This is a genomic window from Variovorax nivicola, from assembly GCF_051216475.1.
Classification (GTDB): Bacteria; Pseudomonadota; Gammaproteobacteria; order Burkholderiales; family Burkholderiaceae_C; genus Variovorax.
In genome coordinates this window covers 139,551-165,646 of record NZ_JBPJZK010000010.1, presented here as the reverse complement: position 1 = coordinate 165,646, position 26,096 = coordinate 139,551, and the positions used below count along the sequence as shown (strand labels likewise).

26 protein-coding genes are annotated in these 26,096 nt (G+C 68.9%); 10 read left to right on the top strand and 16 right to left on the bottom strand.

The window, feature by feature from the left end:
- Nucleotides 1–5 precede the first annotated feature (5 nt).
- Entirely contained in the window at nt 6–929 is a 924-nt protein-coding gene (locus tag ACSFBF_RS30340; RefSeq protein ID WP_435473502.1) for a BUD32 family EKC/KEOPS complex subunit, read from the bottom strand.
- Nucleotides 926–2,623 carry an FMN-binding glutamate synthase family protein gene (locus ACSFBF_RS30335; protein ID WP_435473500.1) on the bottom strand — a complete coding sequence of 566 codons (1,698 nt, stop codon included), beginning with the start codon at nt 2,621–2,623 and terminating at the stop codon, nt 926–928. The genes ACSFBF_RS30340 and ACSFBF_RS30335 overlap by 4 nt, the downstream gene beginning before the upstream one ends.
- Nucleotides 2,624–2,678: 55 nt before the next feature.
- On the opposite strand from ACSFBF_RS30335, the gene ACSFBF_RS30330 reads away from it, so the two are divergent.
- Entirely contained in the window at nt 2,679–3,473 is a 795-nt protein-coding gene (locus ACSFBF_RS30330) for a YecA/YgfB family protein (RefSeq protein WP_093054132.1), read from the top strand.
- A gap of 46 nt (nt 3,474–3,519) precedes the next feature.
- A complete protein-coding gene (locus ACSFBF_RS30325; protein WP_435473624.1) occupies nt 3,520–4,707 on the top strand; it encodes an MFS transporter in 1,188 nt (395 codons plus the stop codon).
- On the opposite strand, the gene ACSFBF_RS30320 is transcribed toward ACSFBF_RS30325, so the two are convergent.
- From ACSFBF_RS30320 to ACSFBF_RS30310, 3 genes are read right to left on the bottom strand one after another with little or no spacing between them, the layout of a single operon-like run.
- Entirely contained in the window at nt 4,697–5,017 is a 321-nt protein-coding gene (locus ACSFBF_RS30320) for a GNAT family N-acetyltransferase (RefSeq protein ID WP_435473498.1), read from the bottom strand. The two genes, ACSFBF_RS30325 and ACSFBF_RS30320, sit on opposite strands and share 11 nt — an antisense overlap.
- A complete protein-coding gene (locus tag ACSFBF_RS30315; protein WP_435473496.1) occupies nt 5,014–5,511 on the bottom strand; it encodes a nuclear transport factor 2 family protein in 498 nt (165 codons plus the stop codon). Before ACSFBF_RS30315 ends, ACSFBF_RS30320 begins: the two co-directional genes overlap by 4 nt.
- 35 nt (nt 5,512–5,546) lie before the next feature.
- Nucleotides 5,547–6,443, bottom strand: coding sequence for a LysR family transcriptional regulator (locus ACSFBF_RS30310; protein WP_435473494.1), 897 nt, complete (start codon nt 6,441–6,443; stop codon nt 5,547–5,549).
- A 78-nt stretch (nt 6,444–6,521) separates the two neighbouring features.
- Here ACSFBF_RS30310 and ACSFBF_RS30305 point away from each other — a divergent pair, with 78 nt between their 5' ends.
- Nucleotides 6,522–7,706 (top strand): Acg family FMN-binding oxidoreductase, encoded by a 1,185-nt coding sequence (locus tag ACSFBF_RS30305; protein WP_435473492.1) that lies wholly within the window; start codon nt 6,522–6,524, stop codon nt 7,704–7,706.
- Nucleotides 7,707–7,728: 22 nt separating this feature from the next.
- Here ACSFBF_RS30305 and ACSFBF_RS30300 read toward each other — a convergent pair whose 3' ends face one another.
- Nucleotides 7,729–8,253, bottom strand: coding sequence for a CinA family protein (locus ACSFBF_RS30300; RefSeq protein WP_435473490.1), 525 nt, complete (start codon nt 8,251–8,253; stop codon nt 7,729–7,731).
- A 5-nt stretch (nt 8,254–8,258) separates the two neighbouring features.
- A complete protein-coding gene (locus tag ACSFBF_RS30295; RefSeq protein WP_435473488.1) occupies nt 8,259–8,786 on the bottom strand; it encodes a phosphatidylglycerophosphatase A family protein in 528 nt (175 codons plus the stop codon).
- Between the two features lie 182 nt (nt 8,787–8,968).
- On the opposite strand from ACSFBF_RS30295, the gene ACSFBF_RS30290 reads away from it, so the two are divergent.
- Nucleotides 8,969–10,417: an MFS transporter gene (locus tag ACSFBF_RS30290; RefSeq protein ID WP_435473487.1), complete on the top strand. Its 1,449-nt coding sequence runs from the start codon at nt 8,969–8,971 to the stop codon at nt 10,415–10,417.
- Between the two features lie 19 nt (nt 10,418–10,436).
- On the opposite strand, the gene ACSFBF_RS30285 is transcribed toward ACSFBF_RS30290, so the two are convergent.
- Nucleotides 10,437–12,152, bottom strand: coding sequence for an FAD-dependent oxidoreductase (locus ACSFBF_RS30285; RefSeq protein WP_435473485.1), 1,716 nt, complete (start codon nt 12,150–12,152; stop codon nt 10,437–10,439).
- A gap of 30 nt (nt 12,153–12,182) precedes the next feature.
- Nucleotides 12,183–13,208 carry a Bug family tripartite tricarboxylate transporter substrate binding protein gene (locus ACSFBF_RS30280; RefSeq protein ID WP_435473483.1) on the bottom strand — a complete coding sequence of 342 codons (1,026 nt, stop codon included), beginning with the start codon at nt 13,206–13,208 and terminating at the stop codon, nt 12,183–12,185.
- A gap of 97 nt (nt 13,209–13,305) precedes the next feature.
- Here ACSFBF_RS30280 and ACSFBF_RS30275 point away from each other — a divergent pair, with 97 nt between their 5' ends.
- Together ACSFBF_RS30275 and ACSFBF_RS30270 are read left to right on the top strand one after the other, a co-directional pair.
- Nucleotides 13,306–14,202, top strand: coding sequence for a LysR family transcriptional regulator (locus ACSFBF_RS30275; RefSeq protein ID WP_435473481.1), 897 nt, complete (start codon nt 13,306–13,308; stop codon nt 14,200–14,202).
- 36 nt (nt 14,203–14,238) lie between these two features.
- A complete protein-coding gene (locus tag ACSFBF_RS30270; protein ID WP_435473479.1) occupies nt 14,239–14,949 on the top strand; it encodes a DUF3053 domain-containing protein in 711 nt (236 codons plus the stop codon).
- Between the two features lie 32 nt (nt 14,950–14,981).
- On the opposite strand, the gene thiL is transcribed toward ACSFBF_RS30270, so the two are convergent.
- A complete protein-coding gene (gene thiL / locus ACSFBF_RS30265) occupies nt 14,982–15,938 on the bottom strand; it encodes a thiamine-phosphate kinase (protein WP_435473477.1) in 957 nt (318 codons plus the stop codon).
- 99 nt (nt 15,939–16,037) lie between these two features.
- Here thiL and ACSFBF_RS30260 point away from each other — a divergent pair, with 99 nt between their 5' ends.
- Nucleotides 16,038–16,481, top strand: coding sequence for a hypothetical protein (locus ACSFBF_RS30260; protein ID WP_258351542.1), 444 nt, complete (start codon nt 16,038–16,040; stop codon nt 16,479–16,481).
- Nucleotides 16,482–16,527: 46 nt separating this feature from the next.
- On the opposite strand, the gene ACSFBF_RS30255 is transcribed toward ACSFBF_RS30260, so the two are convergent.
- From ACSFBF_RS30255 to ACSFBF_RS30235, 5 genes are read right to left on the bottom strand one after another with little or no spacing between them, the layout of a single operon-like run.
- Nucleotides 16,528–17,742 carry a YbdK family carboxylate-amine ligase gene (locus ACSFBF_RS30255; RefSeq protein WP_258351541.1) on the bottom strand — a complete coding sequence of 405 codons (1,215 nt, stop codon included), beginning with the start codon at nt 17,740–17,742 and terminating at the stop codon, nt 16,528–16,530.
- The gene (locus ACSFBF_RS30250) at nt 17,739–19,010 is read right to left on the bottom strand and encodes a cation:proton antiporter (RefSeq protein ID WP_435473474.1); all 1,272 of its coding nucleotides are present in this window, start codon (nt 19,008–19,010) and stop codon (nt 17,739–17,741) included. Before ACSFBF_RS30250 ends, ACSFBF_RS30255 begins: the two co-directional genes overlap by 4 nt.
- Complete coding sequence (locus ACSFBF_RS30245; RefSeq protein ID WP_435473472.1) at nt 19,007–20,992, bottom strand: site-specific recombinase; 1,986 nt, start codon at nt 20,990–20,992, stop codon at nt 19,007–19,009. Before ACSFBF_RS30245 ends, ACSFBF_RS30250 begins: the two co-directional genes overlap by 4 nt.
- 37 nt (nt 20,993–21,029) lie before the next feature.
- Nucleotides 21,030–21,425, bottom strand: coding sequence for a Co2+/Mg2+ efflux protein ApaG (gene apaG, locus ACSFBF_RS30240; RefSeq protein ID WP_093054165.1), 396 nt, complete (start codon nt 21,423–21,425; stop codon nt 21,030–21,032).
- 48 nt (nt 21,426–21,473) lie between these two features.
- A complete protein-coding gene (locus tag ACSFBF_RS30235; RefSeq protein ID WP_435473469.1) occupies nt 21,474–22,853 on the bottom strand; it encodes an RDD family protein in 1,380 nt (459 codons plus the stop codon).
- 109 nt (nt 22,854–22,962) lie between these two features.
- Between ACSFBF_RS30235 and rpe the strand changes: the two genes are divergently transcribed.
- Complete coding sequence (rpe, locus tag ACSFBF_RS30230; RefSeq protein WP_435473467.1) at nt 22,963–23,658, top strand: ribulose-phosphate 3-epimerase; 696 nt, start codon at nt 22,963–22,965, stop codon at nt 23,656–23,658.
- Here the strand turns inward: rpe and ACSFBF_RS30225 are convergent.
- Nucleotides 23,648–23,914, bottom strand: a complete 267-nt coding sequence (locus ACSFBF_RS30225; protein ID WP_435473465.1) for a hypothetical protein — start codon at nt 23,912–23,914, stop codon at nt 23,648–23,650. The genes rpe and ACSFBF_RS30225 overlap by 11 nt on opposite strands.
- A 148-nt stretch (nt 23,915–24,062) precedes the next feature.
- On the opposite strand from ACSFBF_RS30225, the gene ACSFBF_RS30220 reads away from it, so the two are divergent.
- Nucleotides 24,063–25,064: a succinylglutamate desuccinylase/aspartoacylase family protein gene (locus ACSFBF_RS30220; protein WP_435473463.1), complete on the top strand. Its 1,002-nt coding sequence runs from the start codon at nt 24,063–24,065 to the stop codon at nt 25,062–25,064.
- A 73-nt stretch (nt 25,065–25,137) separates the two neighbouring features.
- The gene (gene ku, locus ACSFBF_RS30215) at nt 25,138–26,082 is read left to right on the top strand and encodes a non-homologous end joining protein Ku (protein WP_435473461.1); all 945 of its coding nucleotides are present in this window, start codon (nt 25,138–25,140) and stop codon (nt 26,080–26,082) included.
- Nucleotides 26,083–26,096 lie beyond the last annotated feature (14 nt).

Below are 26,096 nucleotides of genomic sequence, written 5' to 3'. Positions count from 1 at the left end.
GGCGGCTAGTTCTGCAGCAGCCCGCCGGAGGGCGCCAGATACCACCGCCCCAGCAGCCGCGCCACCGCTCGCACCCGCTGCGTATCCCGCCCCCACCGCCGGCTAGCCGGCAGCTTCTGCGCCCACTTCATGCGTCTTGCCGCGTTCGCGATGCGCTCGCGCACCTCTTCGTTCACGCCGGCCAGTGCCGCATGCCAGTGCTGCCCGGCAGCCTGCGGCGCTGCAGCTTCCAGCATCATGGCCGTTGAGTGCAGGTAGCTCAGCCAGTCGCGCGCCTGGCATTCCGCCAGTGTCATGACCTCGGCCGGGTCGTCCTCGAAATCGATGTAGCCGATCACGCCGTCGGGGCACTGCACGAGGTTGCGGTCGAAGGCCTGGCTCAGGTGCTGGCCGCGCACGTGCACTGCGGCAATGGCGATAAGGCCCTCGCGCCACACGGCGAGCAGTGCGGCGGGGCCTGCGGCGGCGGCCTGGTCGATCCGCTCCTGCAGCACGACCGTGGCGCGGCCGCTTTCGCCCAGGTCGGAGATCAGCAGGCCATCGGCCTGTTGTGCCAGCACCACCGGCACGCGCAGGCCGGCGGCGGCGAGCTGTTTCAGCCGCCGGGCCTCGGTCGCGATGGCCGCTTCGCCGCCCGGGTTGGGCACCGGCTTGATGATGTCCAGCCGCGCCATGCGCGCGACCGCCGCCATCACGCGGTAGCCCCACTTGCCATGCCGGGGGCCGGCCTTCTTGAGCCACACGCGCTCGCTGCCGAAGCGGTGGCTGACCACGTTTTTCTTCTGCTGGGGCAGGGTGGTGCGCAGGAACTCCGCGTAGTCGCTGGGCGCTGGCGGATTCGGGGAGAGCGCGTCTAAAGGCGCGGGCGCCGAAGCTGCGCCTTTGCGCGTTTGCAGGCGCGTATTGGCGCCTCGTCTCAATGGGTTCATGCGGCCAATGCAAAGCCCGCCACAAGCCCTTGTGGGCCCTGCGTCACGGGCTGAAAACTCTCTGCACTGGCCAGCGGCCAGTAGGTACGGAAAACGTTGTGCTGCTCGTCGAGCGGGCCGAGCAGGGCGCCCGGCTGTACCTGCATCACCAGGTTGCTCAACAGGCGCACTTCGGTGTCGGAAATGCGGCGCACGATGTGGTGCGCGGTGATCTGCTGCGGATGGTCGAGCCCTGCGGCCTGCACCAGCTCTTGCAGCGCATGCAGCGTGCTGCGGTGAAAGTTGCGCACGCGGTCGGCCTTGGTGGGCACCACCAGCGCCTGCTGGCGCAGCGGGTCTTGCGTGGTCACGCCCGTGGGGCAGTGGCCGGTGTGGCAGCTCTGCGCCTGGATGCAGCCCAGCGCCATCATGAAGCCGCGCGCGGCGTTGCACCAGTCGGCGCCCAGCGCCATCATGCGGGCCACGTCGAAGGCGGTGATCACCTTGGCGGCGCAGCCGATCTTGATGCGGTGGCGCAGGTTCACGCCCACCAGCGTGTTGTGCACCAGCAGCAGGCCTTCCTGCAGCGGCGCGCCCACGTGGTCGCTGAACTCGACCGGCGCCGCGCCCGTGCCGCCCTCGGCGCCGTCGACCACGATGAAGTCGGGCGTGATGCCGGTGGCCTGCATCGCCTTGACGATGCCAAACCATTCCCACGGATGGCCCAGGCAGAACTTGAAGCCGGTCGGCTTGCCGCCCGACAGCTCGCGCAGCCTCGCGACGAAATGCATCATCTCGGTCGGTGTGGAGAACGCGCTGTGCGATGAGGGCGAGATGCAGTCCACGCCCACCGGCACGCCGCGCGCCGCCGCGATCTCGGGCGTGACCTTGGGCGCTGGCAACACACCGCCGTGCCCGGGCTTGGCGCCCTGGCTCAGCTTGATCTCGATCATCTTGACCTGCGGGTCGCGTGCGTTGGCGGTGAAGCGTTCCTCGTTGAAGCTGCCGTCGTCGTTGCGGCAGCCGAAGTAGCCCGAGCCAATCTCCCAGATCAGGTCGCCGCCGTGCACCCGGTGGTGCTGCGAGATCGAGCCCTCGCCGGTGTCGTGCGCAAAGCCGCCCATCTTCGCGCCCTTGTTGAGCGCGAGGATGGCGTTGGCCGACAGCGCGCCGAAGCTCATGGCCGAGATGTTGAACACGCTGGCGCTGTAAGGCTGCGTGCAGACCTGCGCCGGGTTGGCGCCCACCGGCTGCGGCGTGCCGCCGATCACGATGCGGAAATCGTGGTTCTCGAGCTTCGTCGGCTGCATCGAATGGTTGATCCACTCGTAGCCCGCGATGGTCACGTTCAGCTGCGTGCCGAAGGGCCGGTTGTCGGGGTCGCCCTTGGCGCGCTGGTACACCAGCGAACGCTGGGCGCGCGAGAAGGGCGCGGCTTCGGAGTCGCTCTCGATGAAGTACTGCCGCATCTCCGGCCGGATGAACTCCAGCAGAAAGCGCAAATGGCCGATGACCGGGTAATTGCGCAGGATGGCGTGGCGGGCCTGCCGCAGGTCGTGCACGCCGGTACCTGTAAGTACCGCAAAAACGGCCACCCCGATCCAGGCCAGCCACAGGTGCGGCGACACCAGAACGAAGGCGAGGCAGGCCACCAGACCGACCACGCACAGGGCGAAGGCGCTATAGCGCGTCGGAAACGGAATAATCGTGGGCATAGAAATAGTCTCGACCGGAGCCTGCTGCATCATAGAGGGCTGCCCCGAACTTGCCATGACGACCATTCCCGACCCCATTTCGCCCCCAGAGGCCACCTCCGCAGCCCAGTCCCCCCTCGGCCCCGACGATTTCGACGCACTCGACCAGGCGCTCGACGCCATGCGCGAGCACGACGAGGAAATCCCCCAATGGGAGTTCTGCGAGGGCTTCATGGCCGCGCTGATCTGCACCCGCCGGCCCATCATGCCCTCCGAATACTGGCCCGTGCTGCTGGGCGACAGCTTCTCGTCCGCGCAGCACATGGAGTTCGTCTGGAACTGGAAGCGCCGCTGGGTCGAGATCGAGGAAGGCCTCGACGCCCCTGTCGAAACCCTCGACGACGAACGCAGCTGGCAGCCCGAGGTGCTCGACACCCGCGGCGCCATCGCCTCGCTGCCCGAGGAAGAGCGTGCCGAAGTGGCCGGCGAGGCTATTCCCTCCTTCGCGCAGGTCTGGGCGCTGGGCTTCATGTACGCGGTCGAGAACTGGCCCGAAGACTGGGCCACGCCGCGCGACAAAGATGCTGCGCGCATGCTCGACGACGCGCTCGACAACATCGTCGCCCTCACTGAGGACGACAACGCCAAGCCCACGCTGTCGATGTACAGCGACGACGCCCCGCCCAGCGTGAGCCAGCAGCGGCTCGACGACTTCGGCGCCGCCATCTGGGCCGTGTACGACCTGCGCCAGCTCTGGAAGAGCCTGGGCCCCAAGGCAGAGACCATCCGCAAGGAAGCCGCTCCCGGCCGCAACGATCCCTGCCCCTGCGGCAGCGGAAAAAAATACAAGAAGTGCCACGGTGCCACCTAGCACCGGCACTGGCAGCTCACCCCTGACGCCGCGTGCGGCCTGGGTGATGGTCCTGGCGCTGTGCGCCGGGGTCGCGCTGAGCCAGGCATTCCGCACGGTCGGCGCCATCATGGCGAGCCCGCTGCAGACCGACTTCCACCTTTCCGCCCAGGCCCTCGGGATTTTCTCGGGGGCTTTTCACTTTGCGTTCGGCGCCATGCAGCTGTTCATGGGCATCGGCATCGACCTGCACGGCGTGCGCCGCACGGTGCTGGTGGCTTTTCCTGTCGCCATCGCGGGCGCGCTGCTGTCGGCGGTGTCGTCCAGCTACCTTGTGCTGGTGGCGGGCCAGGCGTTGATCGGCGTCGGTTGCGCGCCAGCCTTCCTGGTGTGCACGGTGTTCATCGCGCGGCACTTTCCGGCGGCGCGTTTCGCCACCGTGTCGGGCATGGTGCTGGCCGTCGGCGGCCTCGGCATGCTGGCCACCGGCACGCCGCTGGCGTGGCTGGTGCAGGCCTATTCGTGGCGCGCGGGTTTCCTGGTGCTGGCCGTGGCGGCCGCGCTGGCGTGGCTTGCGATCTGGTACTGGGTGCACGAGCCCGCCTCGGCCGTGCCGCAGGTCAAAGAATCGATCCCCGAGGCGATCCGCCAGTTCGGCGCGCTGTTCGCCATGCCGCACACGCTGGGCATCATGGTGCTGGGGGCAGTCACGTACGCCGCCTTCATCTCGCTGCGCGGCCTGTGGCTCGGCCCGCTGATGATGGAGCGCCACGGCTACTCGCTGGTGCAGAGCGGCAACGTCGCGCTGGCGGTGTCGGTGATCTCGCTGTTCGGCGCTCCGCTCTTCGGCCGGCTCGACCGCGACGGCGCCGGGCGCCGCCGCTGGATCGTGATCTGCGCGCTCGGCTATGCGGGGCTCTTCGCGCTCATCGCGGTGCTGCACTCGGCCTGGCTCGACATCACCGGCATGGTGCTGATCGGCGTGCTCTCGGGCTTCATCGTCTGGCAGTACGCCGACGTGCGCGGCGCCTACCCCGCCACGCTCACCGGCCGCGCGATGGCCGTGTTCACGATGGCGATGTTCCTCGGCGTGGCGCTCATGCAGTGGGGCACGGGCGTGGCCGCTTCGGTGGCGTCGGCGCATGGCGGCGACCCGCTGACGGCCGTGCTGGCCACCATTGCCGTGCTGCTGGTGCTGGGCATCGCGGCCTTCGCGTGGTTGCCCGCGCCGAAGGCCGATTCCGTCAGATCTTGAAGGCGCGCTGGATGTCCGGCCGCACCAGGTCGGCGTACTCGCGATGCTTGCGGATGTAGCCCGCGATGAACTGGCACACCGGAATCACATGCAGCCCCTTGGCGCGCGCCTCGTCGAGCACATGCCTGGCGATGCCCGAGCCCACGCCCTTGCCCTCGTGTTCCGGCAGCACCTCGGTGTGCGTGAACATGATCGCGTCGGTCAGCAGGTTGTACTCGGCATAGGCTGCGAGCTTGCCGTCGAGCGCGGCCTCGTAGCGGTGCTGGGCTTCGTTGTTGGAGAAGGCGAGGGCGGTGTTGTTGTTGCTCATGGCTGGCGTGCAAGAAAAGTGGCGAGGTTGGCTGCGGCGGTGGCGCGCACCTTGTTGCGCAGCATGGGGGACCAGCCGAGCAGCAGGCCCGGCGTGCCGAGCGCCTGGCGCGACCAGGTCCAGAACGGGAAGCTGTCGCGGTGCGTCGCGATCAGCCCCTCGGGCGTGAAGGTGAAGCGCGCGTCGATGCTGTTGTCGACGAGGCGGCCGGTGGCGCTGAAGCGGTAGTGCGCGTCCCAGTGGGCGCTGCCGGTGCTGTTGTCGTCGGCCTTCACGTCGCGCCAGGTCAGGCGCCACACGTCGGCGCCCTTGGCTTGCGTGGCCGTGGCCAGCATGCGCCACATGCCGCCCACTTCGCGCCGCCCGCGCAGCGAAAAGGCCTCGTCGTCGAACACCGCGTCGCTTGCGTAGCAGGCCTCCATGGTGGCGGCGTCGAGCTTGGCGAAGGCGCTGTAGAAGCGCTCGATGGTCTGGGCGTTGGTGGCTGCGGTCATGAGGCCTTCGGGTTGGTTGGCGGGGGGCACGGGGGTCAGAGCACCTGGGGAATGGTGCGGGCGAGGAAATCATAGACCGAGCGGATGCGCCGGTCGGTGCGCACCTCGCGGTGCACCGCCAGCCACACGGGCAGCACCGGCAGCTTGATCGAAGGCAGCACGCGCACCACTTCGCCGTCGGTGTGGGCCAATGACTCGCTCACGAAGCCGATGCCCATGCCCTGGCGCAGCGCCTCCCAGTACACGCTGACGTCGTCGGTGCGAAAGCAGAAGTCCTCGCGCTTCAGGGGCGCGCCGAGCTGGGCGGAGCTGCGCAGGATGCTGTCGTCGCGGTCGTAGCCCAGCAGGTCGTGCCTGAGCAGGTCGGTAATCTGGCGCGGCGTGCCGCGGCGGCGCAGGTAGTCGCGCTGGGCGAAGGTGCCGAGCGCGAACCGGCCCACGCGCCGGGCGATCACCGAGCCGGTTTCGGGCGGGCTCATGCGCAGCGCGATGTCCGCCTCGCGCCGCAGCAGGTTGCTGACCTCGTTGGTGGCCACCAGCTCGACCTGTATCTCGGGCAGCTCGCGCCGCATCTGGGCCAGCAGCGCCGGCAGCAGGTGCCGCGCCATGGCCTGGCTCGCCGAGATGCGCACCGTGCCGGCCAGCGCGGTGTTGGCGCCCGACACGCTGCGCGACAGCGCGAGCGCGCCGCTTTCCATGGTGCGCGCCGCCTGCGCGAGCCGCGTGGCCATCTCGGTTGGGCGCAGGCCCCGGCCGGTGCGCTCGAACAGCACCACGCCCAACTGCGCTTCCAGCTCGGCGATGTGGCGGCCCAGTGTCGGCTGGCTCGTGCCCACGGCGCGCGCCGCTCCCAGCAGGCTGCCATGGTCGAGCGCGGCCAGAAACGCGCGCACCAGCCGCCAGTCGAAGCCCAGGTCCTTGTCGGGTCTCATCGGGTATTCAGTTCTGAATAGCAGTTATGAAAGCTTGACGCATTGTGAACTGCGGGCGCGCTTTCGATAATCCGCTCAATGGATGAGCGAAGAAACTTTGTCCGGCTGCTGGGAGGCGGCGTTGTCGTAGCGGCGGGTGCGGCCGCGCTGGCAGCCTGGTGGCTGAACTCCGACATGCCGGCGGCCGCACTGGAGATATGGAACGGCCCCGGCAACGAGCCCGACGTGCGCAAGCGCGCCGTCGCCTACGCCGTCACGGCGCCCACCGCGTACAACTGCCAGCCCTGGCTGGTCGACCTGCGCGAACCCGACGCCATCGTGGTCTATTGCGACCGCGAGCGCGTGCAGCCCGAGTCCGATCCCTTCGGCCGGCAGGTCGTCATTGGCCACGGCGCCTTCATCGAGCTGCTGGTGATGGCGCTCGCGCAGCAGGGCGTGCAGGCCAGCGTGCAGCTGTGGCCGCAGGGCGAGCTGATCGGCGAGCCGCGGCACTGGCCGCACATTCCGGTGGCCCGGCTGCGGTTGGCGGACGGCGGCGTGCCTGATCCTCTGTTCGCGCAGGTGCTGCGGCGGCGCACGCCCAAGCAGCGCTTCGACCTCACGCGGCCGGTGTCGGCCGACATGCTGCAGGGCTTGATCTCGATGGCGCCGGTGGGCGGCATGGTGAGCTCGGCCGGCACGGTCGAGATGGCGCGCGTGCTGCCCTTGCGCAGGCTCTGCGCGGCGGCCGCGCGCGTGGAACTCGCCACGCCCGGCACCGCCATGGAAAACCTGCAGCTGCTGCGCATCGGCCCGCAGGAGATCCTCGAACACCGCGACGGCTTCTCGGTCAACGATCCGGCGCTGCGCATCGCCGTTGCGCTGGGGCAGTTCAGCCGCAGCACGCCCGCGCCCGAAGACAGCCCTTCGTTCCGCCAGACCCTGCAGATGTTCGAGGACCAGGCCCAAACCGCGATGGGCTTCGTCTGGCTCAGTACGCGCGGCAACAGCCGCACCGAGCAGATCGCGGCGGGCCGCGCCCATGTGCGCCAGCAACTGCGCGCCACCGACCTGGGCCTGGGCATGCACCCGATGAGCCAGCCGCTCGAAGAGTTCGCGGAGATGGCGCCGTGCCGTGCGGTCGCGCACGACCTGTTGCTGGGCACCGCGAGGCCGGGCGACAGGCACGGCCCGACGGTGCAGATGATGTGCCGCCTCGGCTACCCGATGGCGCCGGTGCCCGCGGCGCCGCGCCGGCCGCTCGGCGACTTCATGACGGCCTGAAGAATCGGAGCCTGCTCGCTGCTCAGCGCGAGAGCAGCTCGACCAGCGTCTTCAGCGCGTGGTGCACCGTGGCCGCGCGCACCGTGGCGCGGTCGCCGTCGAAGCGGCGGCGCTCGGTGCGCACGTCGCCGTCGACCGACCAGCCGAACCACACCGTGCCCACCGGCTTGTCGGGCGTGCCGCCGGTCGGGCCCGCTACGCCGGTCACGGCCAGCGCCACGCGCGACGGCGGCGAATGCGCGATCGCGCCCGTGGCCATGGCGCGCGCCACCGGCTCGCTGACCGCGCCGTTCGCCGCGATCACCGTTGCATCCACGCCCAGCAGCTCGGTCTTGGCTTCGTTGGAGTACGTGATGAAGCCGCGCTCGAACCACACGCTCGACCCCGCCAGCTCGGTGCAGGCCGCGCCGATCAGCCCGCCCGTGCAGCTTTCTGCGGTGGCCAGCATCCAGCCCTTTTTCTGCAGCAGGCCGGCCAGGGCCACGACCAGTTCGGGTGTGTCCTGGTCCGCGAGCGCCGTTGCGGCCATCGGAGAAGAAGAATCCATCGGGTTCACCATGCGCGCCAGAGTGCAATGACCAGCAGCGTGCAGAACGCCGCCACCAGGTCGTCGAGGATGATGCCGAAGCCCGCGCGCCACCAGCGCACCTGCACCGCATCGCGCTGCTTGAACAGCGCGTCGGCCCAGGCCACCGGGCCGGGCTTGGCGGCATCGAAATAACGGAACAGCGCAAAGGCGATGACCTGCGCGAAGAGGCCGGCCGGCGTTACCAGCCACAGCACGATCCAGAAGGCGATCACCTCGTCCCACACCACGGCGCCGGGGTCGGCCACGTTCATGTTGCGCGCGGCCACGGTGCAGGCCCACCAGCCGATGGGCAGCGAGGCCGCGATGATCCAGCCGATGGTCGCGGGCGTGAACCAAAGCTGCATCACCGCGAAAGCCACCCAGGCCCACAGCGTGCCCACGGTGCCGGGCGCGAAGGGCGACAGGCCCGAGCCGAAGCCCAGCGCGATGAAGTGCGCGGGGTGCGACAGCAGAAAGCGCAGCGTGGCGCGGCGCATCGGGGGTTGGGGCATGGCGCCGGTGGTCGTGGTGGACAAGGAAGAAGGAGAGGAAGAAGCGGCTTGCATCGGGGCAGAAGTGTCGCGCATCTGCGCCGGCATCGGCTCGGCGCGGTTTATTTATCAAAGCAATAGTTTGTTTAATTGGTGCGGGCCGCCTAGTATCCGGGCTCCGTTCCAAGCTTCGTCTTCGCGCTATGTCCTCCTCTTCCGCCGCCCTGCGTTCCCCGCCCGCCACCGCCGCATGGAGCGAGTTGTTCAGCGGCCGCAACGGCTGGCGCGCGCTGGCACTGACGGGCGACGTCGCGCTGCATGCCGTCAACGTGCACATCGTGACCACCGTGCTGCCATCGGTGGTGCGCGAGATCGGCGGGCTCGACTGGTACGCCTGGAGCACCACGCTCTTCGTGGTTGGCTCCATCCTCGGTGCCACGCTGTCGGTGCGGCTGCTTGCGGTGCTCGGCCCGCGCGGTGCGTGCCTGGCGGCACTGGCGGTGTTCAGCGCCGGCTCGGTCGGCTGCGCGCTCGCGCCGGCCATGCCGTGGATGCTCGCGGGCCGCACGGTGCAGGGGCTGGGCGGCGGGCTGCTCGCGGCGCTGAGCTACGGGCTGATCCAGCTGGTGTTCGAGCAGCGCCTGTGGCCGCGCGCGGTGGCGCTGGTGTCGGGCATGTGGGGCGTCGCCACGCTGTGCGGGCCGGCCGTGGGCGGCCTGTTCGCGCAGGCCGGGCACTGGCGCTGGGCCTTCTGGTTCCTGCTGCCGGTGGCGGCGGCGCAGGCATTGCTGGTGCTCGTGCAATTGCGGCCCTCGATGGGCGTGAAGCATGCGCGGCCCGACGTTCCACCGCGCGTGCCGGGCATGCAGATTGGCCTGCTCGCGCTGTCGGTGCTGGTGATTGCGGCCAGCGGCCTGTGGTCTGACCTGCTCTGGCAGGCCGCTGGCGTGGCGCTGGGCCTGGCCATCGGCTTCGCGGCCACGCGCATCGACAGCCGCGCCGCCGTGCGCGTGCTGCCGAGCGGCGCCTATTCGATGAGCGCGCCGCTGGGCGCCATCTACGCGAGCGTGGCGCTGCTGTTGATCGGCAGCACCACCGAAATCTTCGTGCCGTACTTTTTGCAGCTGCTGCACGGCCACTCGCCGCTGGCGGCGGGCTACCTCACGGCCGCGATGGCGGGCGGCTGGAGCGCGGGCTCGCTGCTGTCCTCGGGCCGCAGCGGCACGGGGGCCGACCGCATGCTGCGCGCCGGCCCGGTGGTCTGCACGCTGGGGCTGGTGGCACTCGCATGGCTGCTGCCGTCGCCAGGGTTCTTCGGCGACGGCTTCGAGACCCTGCTGATCGCCGTCGCGCTGGCGGCCGTGGGGCTCGGCGTGGGCATCGGCTGGCCGCACCTCATCACGCGCGTGATGTCGCTCGCGCCCAAGGGCGAGGAAGGCCTGGCCTCGGCCTCGATCACCACCGTGCAGCTCTACGGCATGGCTGTTGGCGCGGCGGTGGCGGGACTGGTGGCGAATGCGGCGGGCCTCACCATGCCGGGCGGCGTCGAGGGCGCGCGCTCGGCGGCCGTGTGGTTGTTCGCGAGCTTCGCGTTCGCGCCGGCCTTGGCGGTGTGGCTCGCGTACCGCGCCGTCGCACGGCGCGGCTGGTGAGCGGGGCAGCCGCGAAGGCTCAGGCCACCACGCCTTCCCAGGCCAGTGCCCGCCGGCGCGCCCGCACCCGCAGGCCTTCGCCGCGCAACAGGCCCACCAGGTCGTACACCTCGGCCGGCAGGTGTGCGCCGCGCCAGGCCACGTGCTGGTCGGCGCGGCACAGCACGAGGCGGTGCGTGTAGGCCTTGGGCACGTCTTCGGTCTCGATGTCCAGCACCGTGAGCGGCATGCTGTAGGCAGCCGCGGCGCGTTCGAGCGGCCGCACGTCCACGCTGCGGTCGAAGCGCAGCATCGTGTAGCCGGGGCCGAAGGCGTCGTAGACCGAGCGGCCGTCCGAAAGCCAGAAGTGCGGCGCGCGGCAGCCGGGTACGGTGGACGGCGTGAACTCGCCCATCGAGTAGGGCGGCGCCATGTGCTCGCCGTCCGCGATGATGATCGGCGAGCCGCTGTAGAAGTAGCCGAAGTTGAGGCCGCCGCAGCAGAACTGCTGCACGTTCAGCTCGTAGGCCTCGCGTCCGATGTCGGCGCGCAGCGCATCGCCGGCGGGGCCGGGCTCCTCGATGTTCGGCGGCACGGCGCGGCGCGCGCGGATCATCTTCTGCGCATGGTCCATCGCGAAGTTGGACACCTGCTCGGTGATCGGCTGGCGCTCGGCCTCGTAGGCGTCGAGGATGGCCTCGTCGCCCCAGCCCTGCACCACCGCGCCCAGCAACCATGAGAGGTTGAGCGCATCGGCAATGCCCGCATTCATGCCGTAGCCCGCATAGGGCACCCACAGGTGCGCCGCGTCGCCAGCGAGGAACACGCGGCCCTCGCGGAAGCGGTTGGCCACGAGGCGGCGGCCGATCCAGTCTTCCTTGCTGATGATTTCGTATTTGAAGTCGGGGCCCACGCCGAGGATTTCGCGCAGCGACTTGTCGCGGTCGACCGAATCGAACTCGGGCTCTTCGGCATTCAGGTGGTTGTGTACCAGCCAGGTCTCGTGCCCGTCGATGGCGAACATCGTGCCGCAGCGGCGCGGGTTCATCGCGTAGTACGACCACGCCGGCTTGCCCGGAATCAGCGAGCGCAGCTGCGGCGCGCGGATGAAGGTCGACTGCACGCGCTGGATCACGGCCGTGCCTTCGAGCTTTGCGCCGATCTGCTTGCGCACGATGGAGGCGCCGCCATCGCAGCCCACCATGTAGCGGCACCGGATGCTGCGCGTCACGCCGCTGTCCATGTCGGTGGCGATGGCGGTCACGCCTTCATCGTCTTGCGTGAACCCCGCAAACTGCGTGCGGTTCAGCAGCGTCACGCCCGGCAGCACGGCCGTGTGCTTCAGCAGGATGGGCTCCAGGTAGATCTGGTTGATGCGATGCGGCGGCTCGGGCGTGGGCCACCACGCGTCGGGGCCCTCGGTCTCGGTGTAGCGGTCGCGCCGGCAGGGAATCGGAATGCGCGTGAGCTCGGTGCCCGTCACGCTGGTGCGGAACACCACGTCGTTCGGGTAGTCGGCCGGCAGCCCCGCATCGCGCAGCTTCTGCGCCACGCCCAGGCGGCGGAACTGCTCCATGGTGCGCGAGGCTACGTGGTTGCACTTCACGTTCGGCGGCTCCGCGAAACGGCGCGTCTCGCAGATGACGACCGAGACGCCGCGCGAGGCGAGGTCCATGGCCAGCGTGAGGCCCACGGGGCCGGCGCCGACGATCATCACGTCGGCTTGCAGTGCTGCTGAGGTGTGGTGGTCGGTCATGTTCGGAAGAGGACGAAAGGGAGCTTGTCGTCAGTCGAGCCGGATGTGGGCGGTCTGTATCACCTTCGCCCACTTCTTCGTCTCGGATTGGATGTAGGCCTCGAAGGCCTCGGTCGAGCTCGGCGCCGGCTCCGCGCCGAGGTTGCGCATCGCGGCCTTGATCTGCTCGTCGGCGAGTGCGGCGTTGATCTCGGCGTTGAGCCGCGCGACGATGGGCGCGGGCGTGCCCGCGGGCGCCACCACGCCGAACCAGCCCGTGGAGTCGTAGCCGGGCAGGCCGGCCTCGGACACCGTGGGCACTTCGGGCAGCATCGGCACGCGCTGTGCGCTGGTCACCGCGAAGGCGATCAGCTTGCCCGCGCGGATCTGCTGCAGCGAAGCCTGCAGGTCGACCAGCGCGAGCTGGATCTGTCCTGCCATGGTGTCGAGCGCCGCCGGGCCCGAGCCGCGGTAGGGCACTTCCACCAGCTTCACGTCGGCCATCTGCGCGAACAGCGCCGCCGACAGGTGCATGGCCGTGCCGTTGCCGCCATGGCCGATCGACAGCGTGCCCGGCTTCGCCTTCGCCAGTGCGATCAGCTCGCGCTGCGTGAGCGCCGGAAGGGAAGGGTGCCCCACGATCACGAAGGGCGTGGCCGCGACCATGCCCACGGGTTTGAAGTCCTTCACCGGGTCGAAGGGCATCTGCGCGTAGAGGCTCACGTTGGCGGTCAGCGCGCCGGCCGCGCCCAGCCCCAGCGTGTAGCCGTCGGCCGGTGTCTTGGCCACCAGCGCGAGCCCCACGTTGCCGCCGGCGCCGGGCCGGTTGTCGACCACCAAGGGCTGGCCCAGCTTCTCGTTGAGCCGGGGCACCATCAGGCGCACCACCGCATCGGCGCTGCCGCCCGGCGGGAAGGTCACGATCATGCGGATGGGCCTGTTCGGGAAATCGCCGACTGTGGGCGATGGCGCAGGGGCCTGCGCGAAAGCCGAGCCGCCGGTCAATGCCGCGCCAACCGCGCCCAGCATGAGCTGCCTGCGAAGCGCGCTCTTCCCGTCGGCAAGAGGTTCTGCCATCGAGGCTCCTTGAATGTGATCTGTCTTTTCAACGATTGAACGATGACAGCATTCATTCGTAAATCAAGAAATTTCTAATGAAATATCATCTTTGCTGATGAATACGAACTTCAGTCCTACGATCCGCCAGCTGCGTGCATTCCTCGCGGTCTACCAGCTGAAAAAGCTCAGCGCGGCGGCTCAGCGGCTGTTCGTTACGCAGTCGGCGGTGAGCATGCTGATCCGCCAGCTCGAGGACGGGCTGGACACGCGCCTGTTCGATCGCACCACGCGTTCGCTCAAGGCCACGGCGGCGGCCGAGCAGATGATGGTGACGGTCGAGCGCATCCTGCGCGACGTCGATTCGCTCTCGGCCGACTTTCGCGAACTGGCCACGCTCGAACGCGGTCGCGTCACGCTGGCCATCACGCCCACGCTCTCGGCCTTTCTTCTGCCCGATGCCATGCGCGCGTTCAACGAGCAGCACCCCGGCGTGCGCGTGCTGGTGAACGACTGTGCGCCCGACCAGTTCATCTCGCGCATCCTCGGCGAGCATGTGGACTTCGGCATCGGCACGCCAGAGCGGCCCGGCGCCGAGGTCGAGGTGCAGCGGCTCATGCGCGACCACCTCGCGCTGGTGTGCCGCGACGACCATCCGCTGGCCAAGGCGCGCGTGGTGCGCTGGACCGACCTGGCGCGCCATCCCGTCATCACCGTGCGCCCTGGCTACGGCGTGCGCCCGCTCATCGACGGCACCGCGGCCGATGCGGGCGTGGCGCTTGATGTGGTGAACGAAGTTTCGTTTCTCTCGACCGCCATCTGGATGACGGCCGCCGGCATGGGCGCGTCGATCATGCCTTCGGCCTTCGCACGCGCGGAGGCCAATCCGTCTCTGGTGATCAAGATACTGAGTTCGCCGCGCGTGGCGCGCGACATCTCCATCGTCACCAAGCGCGGCCACTCGCTGTCGGCCGCGGCGCGCGCCTTCATTGAGGCTCTGAAGCGCTCCCTATAATTTTTGAATCCACAACACACGGGAGGGCCAGTCCCCATGAGAACTTTCATTCAACGTCTCGGGGCCCTGTCGCTCCTGGTGGCCTTCAGCTTCGCGCTGGTGGCCTGTGGCAACAAGGAAGCCGAGCAGCGCAAGGCCTTCACCACCTTCCTGCAGACCCGCGTGCTCGACAAGCCCGGCCTGCGTGTGCCGGTACCCACCGCGGAAGAGAAAGCCTCGTTCGGCGACTACGCGCAGCACTACGCCGTGATCACCGACTTCAACGAAGGCATGAACAAGTCCGTGAGCCAGCCCATGACGCAGATCATGGCCAAGGGCGCGCTGCGCTCCATCGCCGACCTGCCGGCGCGCCGCGACGACCTCAAGGCCGCCAAGGATGGCCTGAGCGCCCTGCGCACCGCGCTCGACCAGCAGACCGCCAAGGCCGATGCCGCGCATGCGCAGCTCAAGCAGCCCGACGACCTGAAGCAGGTCTACGACAAAGCCTTCGACAAGACCGTGACCGCGCCGTCCACCACTTTCAAGGAAGTATTCCCCGCGCTCGACACGGTGTTCAACAGCGCGCTGGCCATCGGCGACTTCATGGAAAAGAACAAGTCGAAGATCCAGGTCGCGGGCTCTTCGGTCACCGTGACCGACCCGGCTGTGCAGGCCGAACTCGGCAAGATGCTGCAGCAGCTGAACGGCCAGTCGGCCGCCATCAACGCGGCGCAGCAGAAGATGCAGGCAATGGTGCGCGGCTCCTGACCGGAGCGGCGCAACAAGCCTTCAGACAAAGCTCAGACGAAGTGGTCGAACGAGCCGAAGCGCTGTGACACTGGCGCGCCGGTTGCATCGACGATGCGCAGGCCGGCATCGGCCTCGATGCGGCCGATGCGCGTGACGCGCGTGGCGCTGTTCAGGCCGGCTTGCGTGACCGCTTCGCGCGCCGAAGCGGGCGCGGTGAAGACCAGCTCGTAGTCGTCGCCGCCCGAGAGCGCGCAGGTGCGCAAGATCTCGGTGCGCAGGCCGGGCGCCTCGGTAGCGATCAGGGCCGTGGCCGCATCGGCATCGAGCGTGGCGCCCACGCCGCTCGAACCGAGGATGTGGCCCAGGTCGCCGATCAACCCATCGCTCACATCCACCGCCGAAGAGGCGATGCCGCGCAAGGCCTGCCCCAGCGCCACCCGCGGCGTGGGCTGCTCCATGCGCATGCGCGTCGATTCGAAGGCCTCGGCCGACAGCGCAACCGTGCCGCGGAACACTTCGAGCGCCAGCCGCGCATCGCCCAGCGTGCCGCTCACCCAGATGTCGTCGCCTGCGCGCGCGCCCGAGCGCAGCAACGCCGCGCCGGCAGGCACTTCGCCGAACACCGTGATGCAGATGTTGAGCGGGCCGCGCGTGGTGTCGCCGCCCACCAGCTCGCAGCCGTGCGCATCGGCCAGCGCGAACAGGCCGCGCGAGAAGCCTTCGAGCCAGGGCTCGTCGACACCCGGGAGTGCCAGCGCGAGCGTGAAGGCCAGCGGCTTCGCGCCGCAGGCCGCCAGATCGCTGAGGTTCACCGCCAGCGCCTTGTGGCCCAGTCGCGCCGGATCGACGGTGGAAAGAAAGTGCCGGCCCTCGACCAGCATGTCGGAAGACACGGCGAGCTGCATGCCCGCAGCGGGCGCAAGCAGCGCGCAGTCGTCGCCCACGCCCAGCGGGGAGCGCACGGCGGGGCGCTTGAAGTAGCGCGTGATCAGGTCGAATTCACCCATGGGCAGCGAGCATAAGGGGTGAGGCCGGGCAGGTGGCGTGCAATGCTACAAATGCGCCATGCCCGTAACAGGACTTCCTTGATGCGATCGATCGAGAACATGCTCGGCCTCTGGGCTTCAGGCCTTCGATCTTCGCAAGCCATTGTCGACTGGGCCAGCGCCGCTGTTGCCAGGCCAGGCGAGTCACGGCAAGAGCTTTTCGAGCTCGTGACCTATGGGCCCGAGCAATGCCTGAAGCGGGCCCAGCACGATTTTCCTCCGCGCCCGGCGTCGATGAGCTACCTCCAGCAGTTCTGCGTTCGCGCGATCGAAACCCAGCTCGACTCGACGGTGTCGACGCTGGCATTCGCAAGCTGGGCCTCGCGAGGCTGCATGGGCGAAGAGCTGTCCGAGCCCGCCGTGGCCTTCGGCTACCGGGTCGATCATCTGCTCATCGATTGCGAGGATGAAGAGGCCGCGCTCGCATTCGTGCGCAGTGAACTCCCGGCACTGTTGCCGCGATGCGCAGCCGTTGCCGCGCCATTTCTCGACGACGAGGCCTGATTCGGGCGCGAAGGAAAAGCCCGATCGTGTGCCGACCGGTCGCGGCTCAAGCCTGCCCGCGAAAGCGCAACGACGCCTGCCGCACCACCTCCGCCAGCAGTCGCTCCTTGCCCTGCTTCTCGCGCAGCCAGCGCGCATCGTTGCGGTTGGCTTCCACGCTGGTGCGCAGCTCGCCCAGCGCCTGCGTGGCATTGAGCGCCTCGCTGTGCCATTCGAGCTGGGTCATCGTCATCAGGATGTGGTCGCGCAGCGGCATGTGCTGGCCGGTGGCCGGGTCAACGTATACCGCGTCGAGCCCGAAGCGGCAGGCCTGGAAGCGGTTGTAGGTGTAGACGAGGTAGTCGTCTTCGGTCGGCTCGAAGGGCTGCTCCTGCAGGAACCAGGCGGCCAGCGACTGCACGTAGCCCGCGAGTGCGGCGGCGCGCTCGACGGTGAGCGGCGTGTCGAACACGCGGATCTCGATGGTGCCGAACTCGGGCTTGGGGCGGATGTCCCAGTAGAAGTCTTTCATGCTGCGCACGACGCCGGTGCGGGTCATGCGCTCGAAGTACGCCTCGAATTCCTTCCAGCTCAGCGTGAACGGCGCGCGGCCCGACAGCGGGAACGCGAACACCGAGTTCAGCCGCGCCGAGTCGAACTGCGTGTCCTGCCCCTGCACGAAGGGCGAAGACGCCGACAGCGCAATGAAGTGCGGGATGTAGCGCGACATGCGGTGCAGCATCAGCAGCGCCGCATCGGCATCGGGGCAGCCGATGTGCACGTGCTGGCCGAAGATGGTGAACTGCTTGCTCAGGTAGCCGTACAGCTCCGACAGTTCACGAAAGCGCGGTTTGTCATAGATGCGCCGCTCGTGCCACTGCTGGAACGCGTGCGTGCCGCCGCCCACCACCGCGATGTTGAGCTTGTCGGCATTGCGGATCAGCGCTTCGCGAATTGGCGACAGCTGCGTAATCACGTCCTGTGCCGAGTGACAGATGTCGGTCGAGATCTCGATCATGCTCGACGTCATCTCGGGCACCACGCTGCCGGGCAGCGGGGTCTGCGCCATCAGGCGCAGCATGTCCTCGGCGTACGGGGCCAGGTCGTAGTCGTGCGTGTTCACGAGCTGCAGTTCCAGCTCCACGCCGAGCGACAGCGCCTCCGACTTGTTGAAGGGTTCGAGCTTGACCGCGCGGCTCTCCGGGTCCGAAGGCAGCGGCGCCGAGCGCACGTCGTCGCTGTCCGGGTCGACGGGGCTGTTGTTGTTGACGGCGGTGCTCATCGCTGCGTGTCCTCCGTGATGCTGAAGGCCTGGGGCATCCAGGGCACCGAACTCTCGCCCACCGCATGGATGGCCACCGTGGCGAGCATCGCGCCCACCACCTCCATCAACAGAATCGAGGGCAGGGCCACCTGCGTGATCATCGTGCCCAGCAGCGGCGATGCTGTGGCGAAGTTGGAGGCAATGAGCAGCGCGATCGACGACAGCGGCGACATCGCGCAGCCGACCCAGAAGGCCTGCTTCCAGCTTGCGCCGCTGCCCGGGTTGGCAATGGCCACGCCGGCGATCTTGGCCAGCAGGCGCACGCCGATCACGGCCAGCACCACGCTGGCCACCGGCAAGGTCCAGTCGGCCTGCGCCGCCACGATCGACACCAGCACGAACATCAGCATGGTCAGCAGCGAGGCGGCCGTGCCCAGTTGCCGCTGCCAGGCCCAGGGCTTGGGATTGAGCGTCTTCAGCAGCACGCCGCCGATCAGGGCTGCCAGCGGCGCCGAGCCGCCGATGTGCGCGGTGAGCGCGGCGCCCGCCGCGATGATCGCCAGCAGCAGGATCGACGTGTTCTCGCTCGACGGGCTCATCACCCGCAGGGCCGAGCGCAGCGCCAGCGCCATGATCCCGCCGACCACGAACGACAGGCCCAGCACCACCGCCACCGGATACAGCTTCTGCAGCATGGTCTGCGGCGCGCGCTCGATCAGCCCAGCCTGCGCGTAGCCCAGTGCCAGTGCGTAGAAAGTGTTGAGCGTGGCCAGCGTCATCGCGCGCTCGGTCACGGGGCCGGCGGCGCGGGTGTCGATGATCACGCGGCTCAGAACTGCCGGCGAGGCGACGATGGCCATCAGCGCGATCGGGTTGGCCACCGGCTCGGGCAGGCCCAGCAGCGTGAGCACCCAGTACACGCTGAAGTAGGTCAGCGTGGCTTCCAGCAGGCTCTGCACCAGCACCATCGGGTTGTGGCGGAACCAGCGCAGCGGCAGGCGCCCGCCAGCCTCGAACAGCACCACGGCCACGCCGAGCTCGAGCAAAAAGAGGCTGATGCCGCGCAGCGGCCAGATCGCGCCTTCGAAGCCGGCGAAGCCCACCACCGCGCCCACCAGCGAATAGCCGATCACCTTGGGGAGCCCCAGGTAGCGTTGCACCAGGTGGCCGGAAGCCGCCGCCGCCGCCAGCAGCAGCGACCACAGAATAGTGGGCAGGCCCGCCGAGGGGCGCACCCATTCGGACCAGAAGCCCAGCAGATCGTTGAGGAAGCTCGTCAAATTCATCCAGGCAGGAAAAAGCTCACCGGCCGGCTGCGCCAGCGGGCCCAGATCGCGCTGCGGATGCGGGCGCGGTCACCGAGGCTCACGCTGTGCGCACGCAGCGCCAGGCGGAAAGCGAAGTAGAAACTCACGCTCACATTGAGCGCGCCAATGACCGGGATCGCCGCTACCGCCCACCACAGCGCGGGCTGCTGCAGCACCGCGAGGCCGGTGGATGCCGCGGCTGCGGCGATCTGTCCGGCCGAGAGTGTCACGTGCCGCACGTCCAGGCCAAGCCCGAAGAAACCCGCGAACGCGGGCAGCAGCCCGAGCATGAGTCCCAGCGAGATGTTGGAGGCGAAGCCTGAGATGTGTGTGCGCATGAAGTCGGCCCAGCGGCGGGCCCGTGCGGCGCCGAGAAAAGCGCCGATGCGGGGGTTGTAACGCATGGCGGAGTCCATGCGATGCAGGACAAAGGCGTTTTCTGTCCATCCGGCGACGATGCTGGCCGAAAACAGCAGGATGCCGGTGATTGCCGCATAAAGCGCGGTCGGCCCGGCCAGCGAGAGCGATTTCAGCGCGGCCGCGGCATGCGCGGCGTCGAGCAGCGGCCGCTCCAGCGCCAGCTGAGCCAGCAGCGCAATGCCCACCACCGCCGGCACCACCACCAGCACGTTGCCCAGCACCGCCGCCACTTGCGAGCGCACGAGGTTCGCGACCTCGTCGACGAAATCGCTCACCGCGCCGTCCGAATTGATGTCGCGCAGCCGCGCCGCCATGGCCGGCGCCGTCATCGCGGGCTGTTTGGTGGCCAGCGTCAGGTGCAGCAGCTGGATCGCGACGAAGCTGGCCGCATACATCAGCCCCGAGCCCAGCCCGCTCCAGAAGGCCGACAGGCCCAGCGCATAGATGCCGAACTTCAGCAGCACCGTGATGGCCGTGAGCGCGCCGCCGCCCGCAGCCTTCTTCACCATCTGCAGGTAGCTGGCGCGGTCGCGGGTGATGTAGTGCTCGCCGGTCTCGGCGCTGCGCTCGGTCACCTTGGCAGCCAGCATCGACGAGTTCGAGGCAATCAGCGCGCGGATGCTGTTGCGCTCGCCGCCCGCCAGCACCAGCCGCCCGACCAGCCGCGCCACGCTGGGCGCGGGGTTGGGTGCCATCAGGCAATCGAGCAGCTCGCGAATGCGCAGCACCCGTTCGCGCAACTGGCGCAGCCGGAACACCAGGCCGACCGAGATGCCGTTGTCTTCCAGGTGCGTGTAGACCGAGGCGGCGCCGGCCCGGCAGGCGTCGAGTCGGTCGCGGAAGGCGACGAAGGCGGCCTGCAGCGCCTCCTCGTCACGCGGTTCGCCGGGGCGGTCGAACATCTGCTCGCGCAGTTCGTCGAGGTCGGCCATCAGCGAATGGAAAGGGCGCCCCTGGCCCAGCACCTCGGTGCTCATGCGCAGGCGCAGCTCCGGCGAGAAACCGGCCGCCACCACCTGGCTGCTGCAGTAGGTAACGGCATCCATCACCGTGTGGCGCCAGCGCGGCGCGCCGTCGTCGTCCAGCGCCGCATCGGCCAGCAGCGCGCCGATGCGGGCCAGTTGCGTTTCGTCGAGCAGCGCGATCCAGCCGGCGTCGAACACGCCGGGCAGCACCATGCGGAACAGGTCCGACGCATCGGTGGTCTCGGGCGTGCCGGGCAGGATCTTGCGGCGCAGTCGCTCGCCCAGCTCGCTCGCGAAGGCGGTGCGTGGCGCAAAGCCGTAGTCGGCCAGCAGCGTGGTCAGGTCGACCGTCTGCGTGAACACGCGCCACCAGGCGCGCAGCCGCTCACGCAGCTCGGGCCGCGCCTCGATGGCGTCGAGCAGCAGCTGCACGCGGCCCATGGCGGCCTGGGGCGAGGCGCGGTCGCCGCGCAGCCAGTCAAAGATATTGATGAGCCAGATGTGGCGCTGCGCCACATCGGCTGTAGGGTCGAGGCCGGCAAGCAGCCCCTGCAAGTCGCGCGATGCGGCAGCCATGTCGGGGGGCGGAGGAAAAGAGAGAGGGGCGCTGTGCTCAGTGCAATACGCGGGAGACCGGGGCGCCGCCTACATCCGCTTCAAGCACGAACATCGGAATCGGCACGTCGAAGCGCTCGCCTTCTTCCGTCACCACGAAATAGCTGCCGTGCATCGTGCCGCTGGGCGCCTGCAGGCGGCAGCCGCTGGTGTAGCGGAAGGATTCGCCGGGCGCCAGCAGCGGCTGCTGGCCGATCACGCCGAGGCCCTTGACCTCCTGCGCATGGCCAGAGGCATCGTTGATGAGCCAGTGGCGGGCGATCAGCTGGGCAGCCACCGTCCCCGTGTTGGTGACGGTGACCGTGTACGAGAAGGTGTAGATGTTGTCCTTGGCCGACGACTGTTCGGCCAGGTAGCGCGGTTCGACTTGCACGCTGAAGGGGCTGTGTGACATGGGCGCGATGGTAACTGCAGGCCCTTTCCCCACCTCCGCCGGGCGATGTCAGATCGTGTTGCCCTTCGGCGTGCTTTCGGGCGCCGCGGCCGGAACGGTCTGGAACAGCAGGTCGCGCAGCGCCGTGGTGGCGGCCGTGTCCGGGTCCCGGTCCGAGGTGCCGACCAGCACGATGCGCCAGACCTGGGTGCCGCTCTTCAGCAGCGTGGCATCCACGTGCCGCGAGGCGTCCGCGGTCATCGCTCCCTTCATCTGCAGGCCCAGACGGCCCTTGACGTTGATGGGGCGCGCGCGTGCGTCCAGCTCCATCGAGGGGCGCACCGCCATCGCCCAGATCCGCTGGTACTCGTCCAGGCTCACCTGCTCCATGCCGCCTTCCACGGCGAAGACCGCGACCACGGTGTCCGAGACGAAGGTGTGAACCACGTCGCCGGTGGTGTTGGACTGCTCCCGGTATTGCCACCCGCGCGGGATGCTCGCGCGCAGCTTCGTGACGGGGTTCGTCCACTCGAAGCCGGCGTGGTAGCGCAGGCTTCTTTGCGCCTCGCGCTGGTTGATAAAGACAACGCCGGCCACGAGGCCCGCCAGTGCGGTCACGGCCAGGCCCGTGCGCAACACGCCCGTTCCCGCAGCGTGCACCAGGTAGCGCTTTGCGTCATAGGTGGCGGGGCGGCCCTCCTTCACCTCGAAGAACTGGCGGCCCATGGTGAACAGCGTGACGAAGGGAATGCCCAGGCCGAGGCCGGACAGATACATCCACGCCACGCGTCCCAGGTACTGGAGGAAGGTGGGCCGCCCGCCGTCGTGCAGCCTGACCCGGACGCCGAACAGCAGCTTGCCCAGCGTCGTGCCGAACAGGCCGAAGACGACGGCTTCGAAGACCAGCGCCACGGGCAGGATGATGATCCCGAGCGTCGGCGTGGACGACGGGTTTTCCATCCACAGGCCGAAGGCCGGCCAGATGCGGCCGACCACCGCGCCCATGAAGAAGCCGGCGGGCAGGCACATCGTCCAGATGTCGAAGAGACGGGCAAAGAAGCGGCGCCACGGGCCGGCTGCCGGCAGGCCGGGTGCACGCCTTTGCGGTGCGGGTGCCTCCAGGGGGCCGTCGGACAGCCACGGTTCCGGGTCGGAGCGCGCGGACTGCGGCGCTGGCATCGGGTGGTCCGGGGCCGGTTGTTGGTCGGGCAAGGGCGGCGCCTCGCGCACTGCGGCGGGCCCGAAGTCCTGCAGCAGCACGGGCTCCATGCGCATGCCGGGCAGCATCAGCTCCTCGACCTGGTGCAGGGGCTTCCAGGCCAGCCGCCCCGGACGCCAGACCAGCGTCTGCGCGTCGATGATGCCCGTGCGAATGCGTTCATGGATCTGCGCGCTCGACAGCGGACCCTGCCTGTCTTCGCCCTGTGCGTACCACCAGCCCTCGTCCATGGAAGCTCCCTCGTCTTGTAGTGCCGCCCTCTGCGAGCCACACAAATGTATCGGGAAGTACTCCTTGCTCCAAGGACAGGCGGGCGGGGCTGAAGCGACAATCGGGGGCATGAGCACCCCGTTTCGCATCGCGCCCTCCATCCTGTCCGCCGACTTCGCGCACCTCGGCAAAGAACTGACCGACGTGATTGCGGCCGGCGCCGACTGGATCCATTTCGACGTGATGGACAACCACTACGTGCCGAACCTGACCTTCGGCCCGATGATCTGCCACGCACTCAAGCCCTACGCCAAGACCGCCGACGGCACCCCGGTGCCCATCGACGTGCACCTGATGATCCAGCCAGTCGACGCCCTGGCCGCCTCTTTCGCGCAAGCGGGCGCCGACTACATCAGCTTCCACCCCGACGCCTCGCCCCACACGCACCGCAGCATCCAGGCCATCAAGGCGACCGGCTGCAAGGCCGGGCTGGTGTTCAACCCGGGGCTGGGCCTGGAGGCGCTCGACTGGGCCATCGACGACATCGACCTGATCCTCATCATGAGCGTGAACCCCGGCTTCGGTGGCCAGAGCTTCATCGACTCGGCTCTGCGCAAGATCGAACTCGCGCGCAAGCGCATCGAGCAGAGCGGGCGCGACATCCGCCTCGAGGTGGACGGCGGCATCAAGGCCGACAACATCGCGCGCGTGGCCTCGGCCGGCGCCGACACCTTCGTGGCGGGCAGCGCCATCTTCAACGCCAAGGACTACGGCGCCGTCATCACCGACATGCGCCGGCAGCTGGCCGGCGTCGTCAGCGCTTGATCTTCCCGCTCTTGTAGACGCGGTTGGCCTCCAGCCCGCGGTCGGTATCGACCAAACCGCGCTCCACGTCTTCATGGGCCTGGCGGCCCACCTCGGTCGGACGGCCGTCCGGCGTCTGCTGGCTGTCGGACGACTGGTCGTGCTCGTGCGGCAGGCGCGGCGCCGATTCGCCGCCTTGCTCCACCTTGGTGTTGCCGCCGCCGGCATCCTTTTGAGGATCGGCCGGCGCGGTCTTGCTCTTGCTGCTCTTGCTCATGCGGGGCTCCTTCAATAAAGAACGAGCCTGTGTCGCGACCGCCGCCGGGCCGGTAGGACATGCAAGGCAGCCCCTGTAGGCGGCGCGGTCTGCTATGAAATGAGTAGCGCCTTTGCGCGCAGGGAAGGGGCTCCGCAATAATCCCCGGATGTCCTCCGATCCTTTTGCCGGCATTGCCACCGACAGCCTGCGCATCCACGCCTTCGCCTCGCTGAACCCCGGTCCCCGGCTGCTCGTGATGGGCGGCGTGCATGGCGACGAAGTCTCCGGCACCCTGGGCATCGAGCGCATCCTGGGCGAGTTCGAGGCCGGCACGCTGCAATTGAAGCGCGGCGAGCTGACCCTGGTGCCCGTCGCCAACCCGCTCGCGCGGCGCCGCCTGCAGCGCGAGGGCGAGCGCAACCTCAATCGCCTGTTTCGCCCCACCGAGGCGCCGGCCGACTACGAAGCCCGCGTGACCAACGTGCTGGCCCCGCTGATCGCGCGCCACGAGGTGCTGCTCGACCTGCATTCCTTCCAGAGCGAGGGCGAGGCCTTCGCCATGATCGGCCCGCGCGACAACACCGGCACGCTGGAGCCCTTCGCCCGTTCGTATGAAGAGGGCCAGCTCGCGCTGCACATCGGCACGCCCATCGTGGTGGAGGGCTGGCTCGACATCTACGCCGCCGGCCTCGCGCAGCGCGCCGGCGGCACGCCGGCCGACGAGGCCGCGCTCGACTTCGGCCGCGGCACCAACGAATACATCCGCAGCCGCGGCGGCTACGGCGTCACGCTCGAATGCGGCCAGCACCTGGACCCGCAGGCGCCCGAGGTAGCGTGGCGCGCCATCCGCCGCACGCTCGCGCTGCTGGGCATGGCGGCGCTGCCCGAAGGGCTGTCGGGCGCGCCGGTGCAGCCGCCCAAGCTGCTGCGCCTTGCCAGCGTGACCGACCGCCTGCACGAGGAAGACAGCTTCGTGCGCGACTGGGCCACCTTCGACGAAGTGCAGCGCGGCGAGCCCATCGGCATGCGCCACGACGGCTCGCTGCTGAGCGCGCCCGAAGACGGCTTCATCGTGTTCCCCAACGCGATGGCGCTGCCGGGCGCCGAGTGGTTCTATTTCGCGCGCCCGAGCGAGCGGCAGCTCGGGCCGGTGGCCGGCGCGGCCTGACGACGCCTGACGCCACGCTCCTACATCGCCCGCACATGGGCGGCGCACATTCCAAGACTGAAGGAGTGTGCCCATGCCAGTCTCGAAAAAAGCCCCCGCGCCGCGCGTCCTGTGGAAGGGCGCCATCAGCTTCGGCCTCGTCCACATCCCGGTGGCGCTCTATTCGGCCACCACCGACCACGGCATCGACTTCGACTGGCTCGACAAGCGGACCATGGACCCGGTCGGCTACAAGCGCATCAACAAGAAGACCGGCAAGGAAATCGCGCGCGAGCAGATCGTGAAGGGCGTCGAGTATGAAGACGGCGAGTACGTGGTGATCAGCGACAAGGAGATCGCGGCCGCCTACCCCAAGACCACGCAGACCATCGAGATCGAGTCCTTCGTGCCGGCCAACGGCATTCCCTTCGTGTACCTGGAGCGGCCCTACTACGTGGCGCCGATCAACCGCGGCGCCAAGGTGTACGCGCTGCTGCGCGAAACCCTGCAGCGCAGCGAGCGCGTGGGCGTGGCGCGTGTCGTCATCCAGACCAAGCAGCACCTCGCCGTGCTGGTGCCCGTCGGCCCCGGCCTCGTGCTGAACCTGCTGCGCTGGGGCGCCGACATCCGCCCGTGGACCGACCTGCCCCTGCCCTCCGAAGACGCGAAGAAAGCCGGCCTGAGCGAGCGCGAGCTCAAGATGGCCAAGCAGCTGGTCGACGACATGAGCGCCGACTGGGACCCGAATGAATTCAAGGACGAGTTCAAGGACGAGATCCTGCGGCTGATCGACAAGAAGGTGAAGGCCGGCCAGACCGAGACCGTGACGCAGCCCGAGCCTGAAGAAGAGCAAGCCACCGAAGGTCGCGGCGCCAAGATCATCGACCTGACCGAGCTGCTGCAGCGCAGCCTGCGCGGCAAGGCGAAGGCTGCTGGCGAAGAAGAAGCTCCCCCACCCAAGGCCGCGGCGAAGAAGCGCAGGCCCGCCGCCAAGACAGCAGCGCGCAAGGCCCCGGTCCGCCATCGCCGCGCCGCCTGACGCGGGCCTTCCGC

What these genes read in the sequence shown, in the direction of transcription:
- ACSFBF_RS30340 (WP_435473502.1), bottom strand. Translation starts at nt 929, where the DNA reads ATGAACCCATTGAGACGAGGCGCCAATACGCGCCTGCAAACGCGCAAA.
- ACSFBF_RS30335 (WP_435473500.1), bottom strand. Translation starts at nt 2,623, where the DNA reads ATGCCCACGATTATTCCGTTTCCGACGCGCTATAGCGCCTTCGCCCTG.
- ACSFBF_RS30330 (WP_093054132.1), top strand. Translation starts at nt 2,679, where the DNA reads ATGACGACCATTCCCGACCCCATTTCGCCCCCAGAGGCCACCTCCGCA.
- ACSFBF_RS30325 (WP_435473624.1), top strand. Translation starts at nt 3,520, where the DNA reads ATGGTCCTGGCGCTGTGCGCCGGGGTCGCGCTGAGCCAGGCATTCCGC.
- ACSFBF_RS30320 (WP_435473498.1), bottom strand. Translation starts at nt 5,017, where the DNA reads ATGAGCAACAACAACACCGCCCTCGCCTTCTCCAACAACGAAGCCCAG.
- ACSFBF_RS30315 (WP_435473496.1), bottom strand. Translation starts at nt 5,511, where the DNA reads ATGACCGCAGCCACCAACGCCCAGACCATCGAGCGCTTCTACAGCGCC.
- ACSFBF_RS30310 (WP_435473494.1), bottom strand. Translation starts at nt 6,443, where the DNA reads ATGAGACCCGACAAGGACCTGGGCTTCGACTGGCGGCTGGTGCGCGCG.
- ACSFBF_RS30305 (WP_435473492.1), top strand. Translation starts at nt 6,522, where the DNA reads ATGGATGAGCGAAGAAACTTTGTCCGGCTGCTGGGAGGCGGCGTTGTC.
- ACSFBF_RS30300 (WP_435473490.1), bottom strand. Translation starts at nt 8,253, where the DNA reads ATGGATTCTTCTTCTCCGATGGCCGCAACGGCGCTCGCGGACCAGGAC.
- ACSFBF_RS30295 (WP_435473488.1), bottom strand. Translation starts at nt 8,786, where the DNA reads ATGCCCCAACCCCCGATGCGCCGCGCCACGCTGCGCTTTCTGCTGTCG.
- ACSFBF_RS30290 (WP_435473487.1), top strand. Translation starts at nt 8,969, where the DNA reads ATGTCCTCCTCTTCCGCCGCCCTGCGTTCCCCGCCCGCCACCGCCGCA.
- ACSFBF_RS30285 (WP_435473485.1), bottom strand. Translation starts at nt 12,152, where the DNA reads ATGACCGACCACCACACCTCAGCAGCACTGCAAGCCGACGTGATGATC.
- ACSFBF_RS30280 (WP_435473483.1), bottom strand. Translation starts at nt 13,208, where the DNA reads ATGGCAGAACCTCTTGCCGACGGGAAGAGCGCGCTTCGCAGGCAGCTC.
- ACSFBF_RS30275 (WP_435473481.1), top strand. Translation starts at nt 13,306, where the DNA reads ATGAATACGAACTTCAGTCCTACGATCCGCCAGCTGCGTGCATTCCTC.
- ACSFBF_RS30270 (WP_435473479.1), top strand. Translation starts at nt 14,239, where the DNA reads ATGAGAACTTTCATTCAACGTCTCGGGGCCCTGTCGCTCCTGGTGGCC.
- thiL (WP_435473477.1), bottom strand. Translation starts at nt 15,938, where the DNA reads ATGGGTGAATTCGACCTGATCACGCGCTACTTCAAGCGCCCCGCCGTG.
- ACSFBF_RS30260 (WP_258351542.1), top strand. Translation starts at nt 16,038, where the DNA reads ATGCTCGGCCTCTGGGCTTCAGGCCTTCGATCTTCGCAAGCCATTGTC.
- ACSFBF_RS30255 (WP_258351541.1), bottom strand. Translation starts at nt 17,742, where the DNA reads ATGAGCACCGCCGTCAACAACAACAGCCCCGTCGACCCGGACAGCGAC.
- ACSFBF_RS30250 (WP_435473474.1), bottom strand. Translation starts at nt 19,010, where the DNA reads ATGAATTTGACGAGCTTCCTCAACGATCTGCTGGGCTTCTGGTCCGAA.
- ACSFBF_RS30245 (WP_435473472.1), bottom strand. Translation starts at nt 20,992, where the DNA reads ATGGCTGCCGCATCGCGCGACTTGCAGGGGCTGCTTGCCGGCCTCGAC.
- apaG (WP_093054165.1), bottom strand. Translation starts at nt 21,425, where the DNA reads ATGTCACACAGCCCCTTCAGCGTGCAAGTCGAACCGCGCTACCTGGCC.
- ACSFBF_RS30235 (WP_435473469.1), bottom strand. Translation starts at nt 22,853, where the DNA reads ATGGACGAGGGCTGGTGGTACGCACAGGGCGAAGACAGGCAGGGTCCG.
- rpe (WP_435473467.1), top strand. Translation starts at nt 22,963, where the DNA reads ATGAGCACCCCGTTTCGCATCGCGCCCTCCATCCTGTCCGCCGACTTC.
- ACSFBF_RS30225 (WP_435473465.1), bottom strand. Translation starts at nt 23,914, where the DNA reads ATGAGCAAGAGCAGCAAGAGCAAGACCGCGCCGGCCGATCCTCAAAAG.
- ACSFBF_RS30220 (WP_435473463.1), top strand. Translation starts at nt 24,063, where the DNA reads ATGTCCTCCGATCCTTTTGCCGGCATTGCCACCGACAGCCTGCGCATC.
- ku (WP_435473461.1), top strand. Translation starts at nt 25,138, where the DNA reads ATGCCAGTCTCGAAAAAAGCCCCCGCGCCGCGCGTCCTGTGGAAGGGC.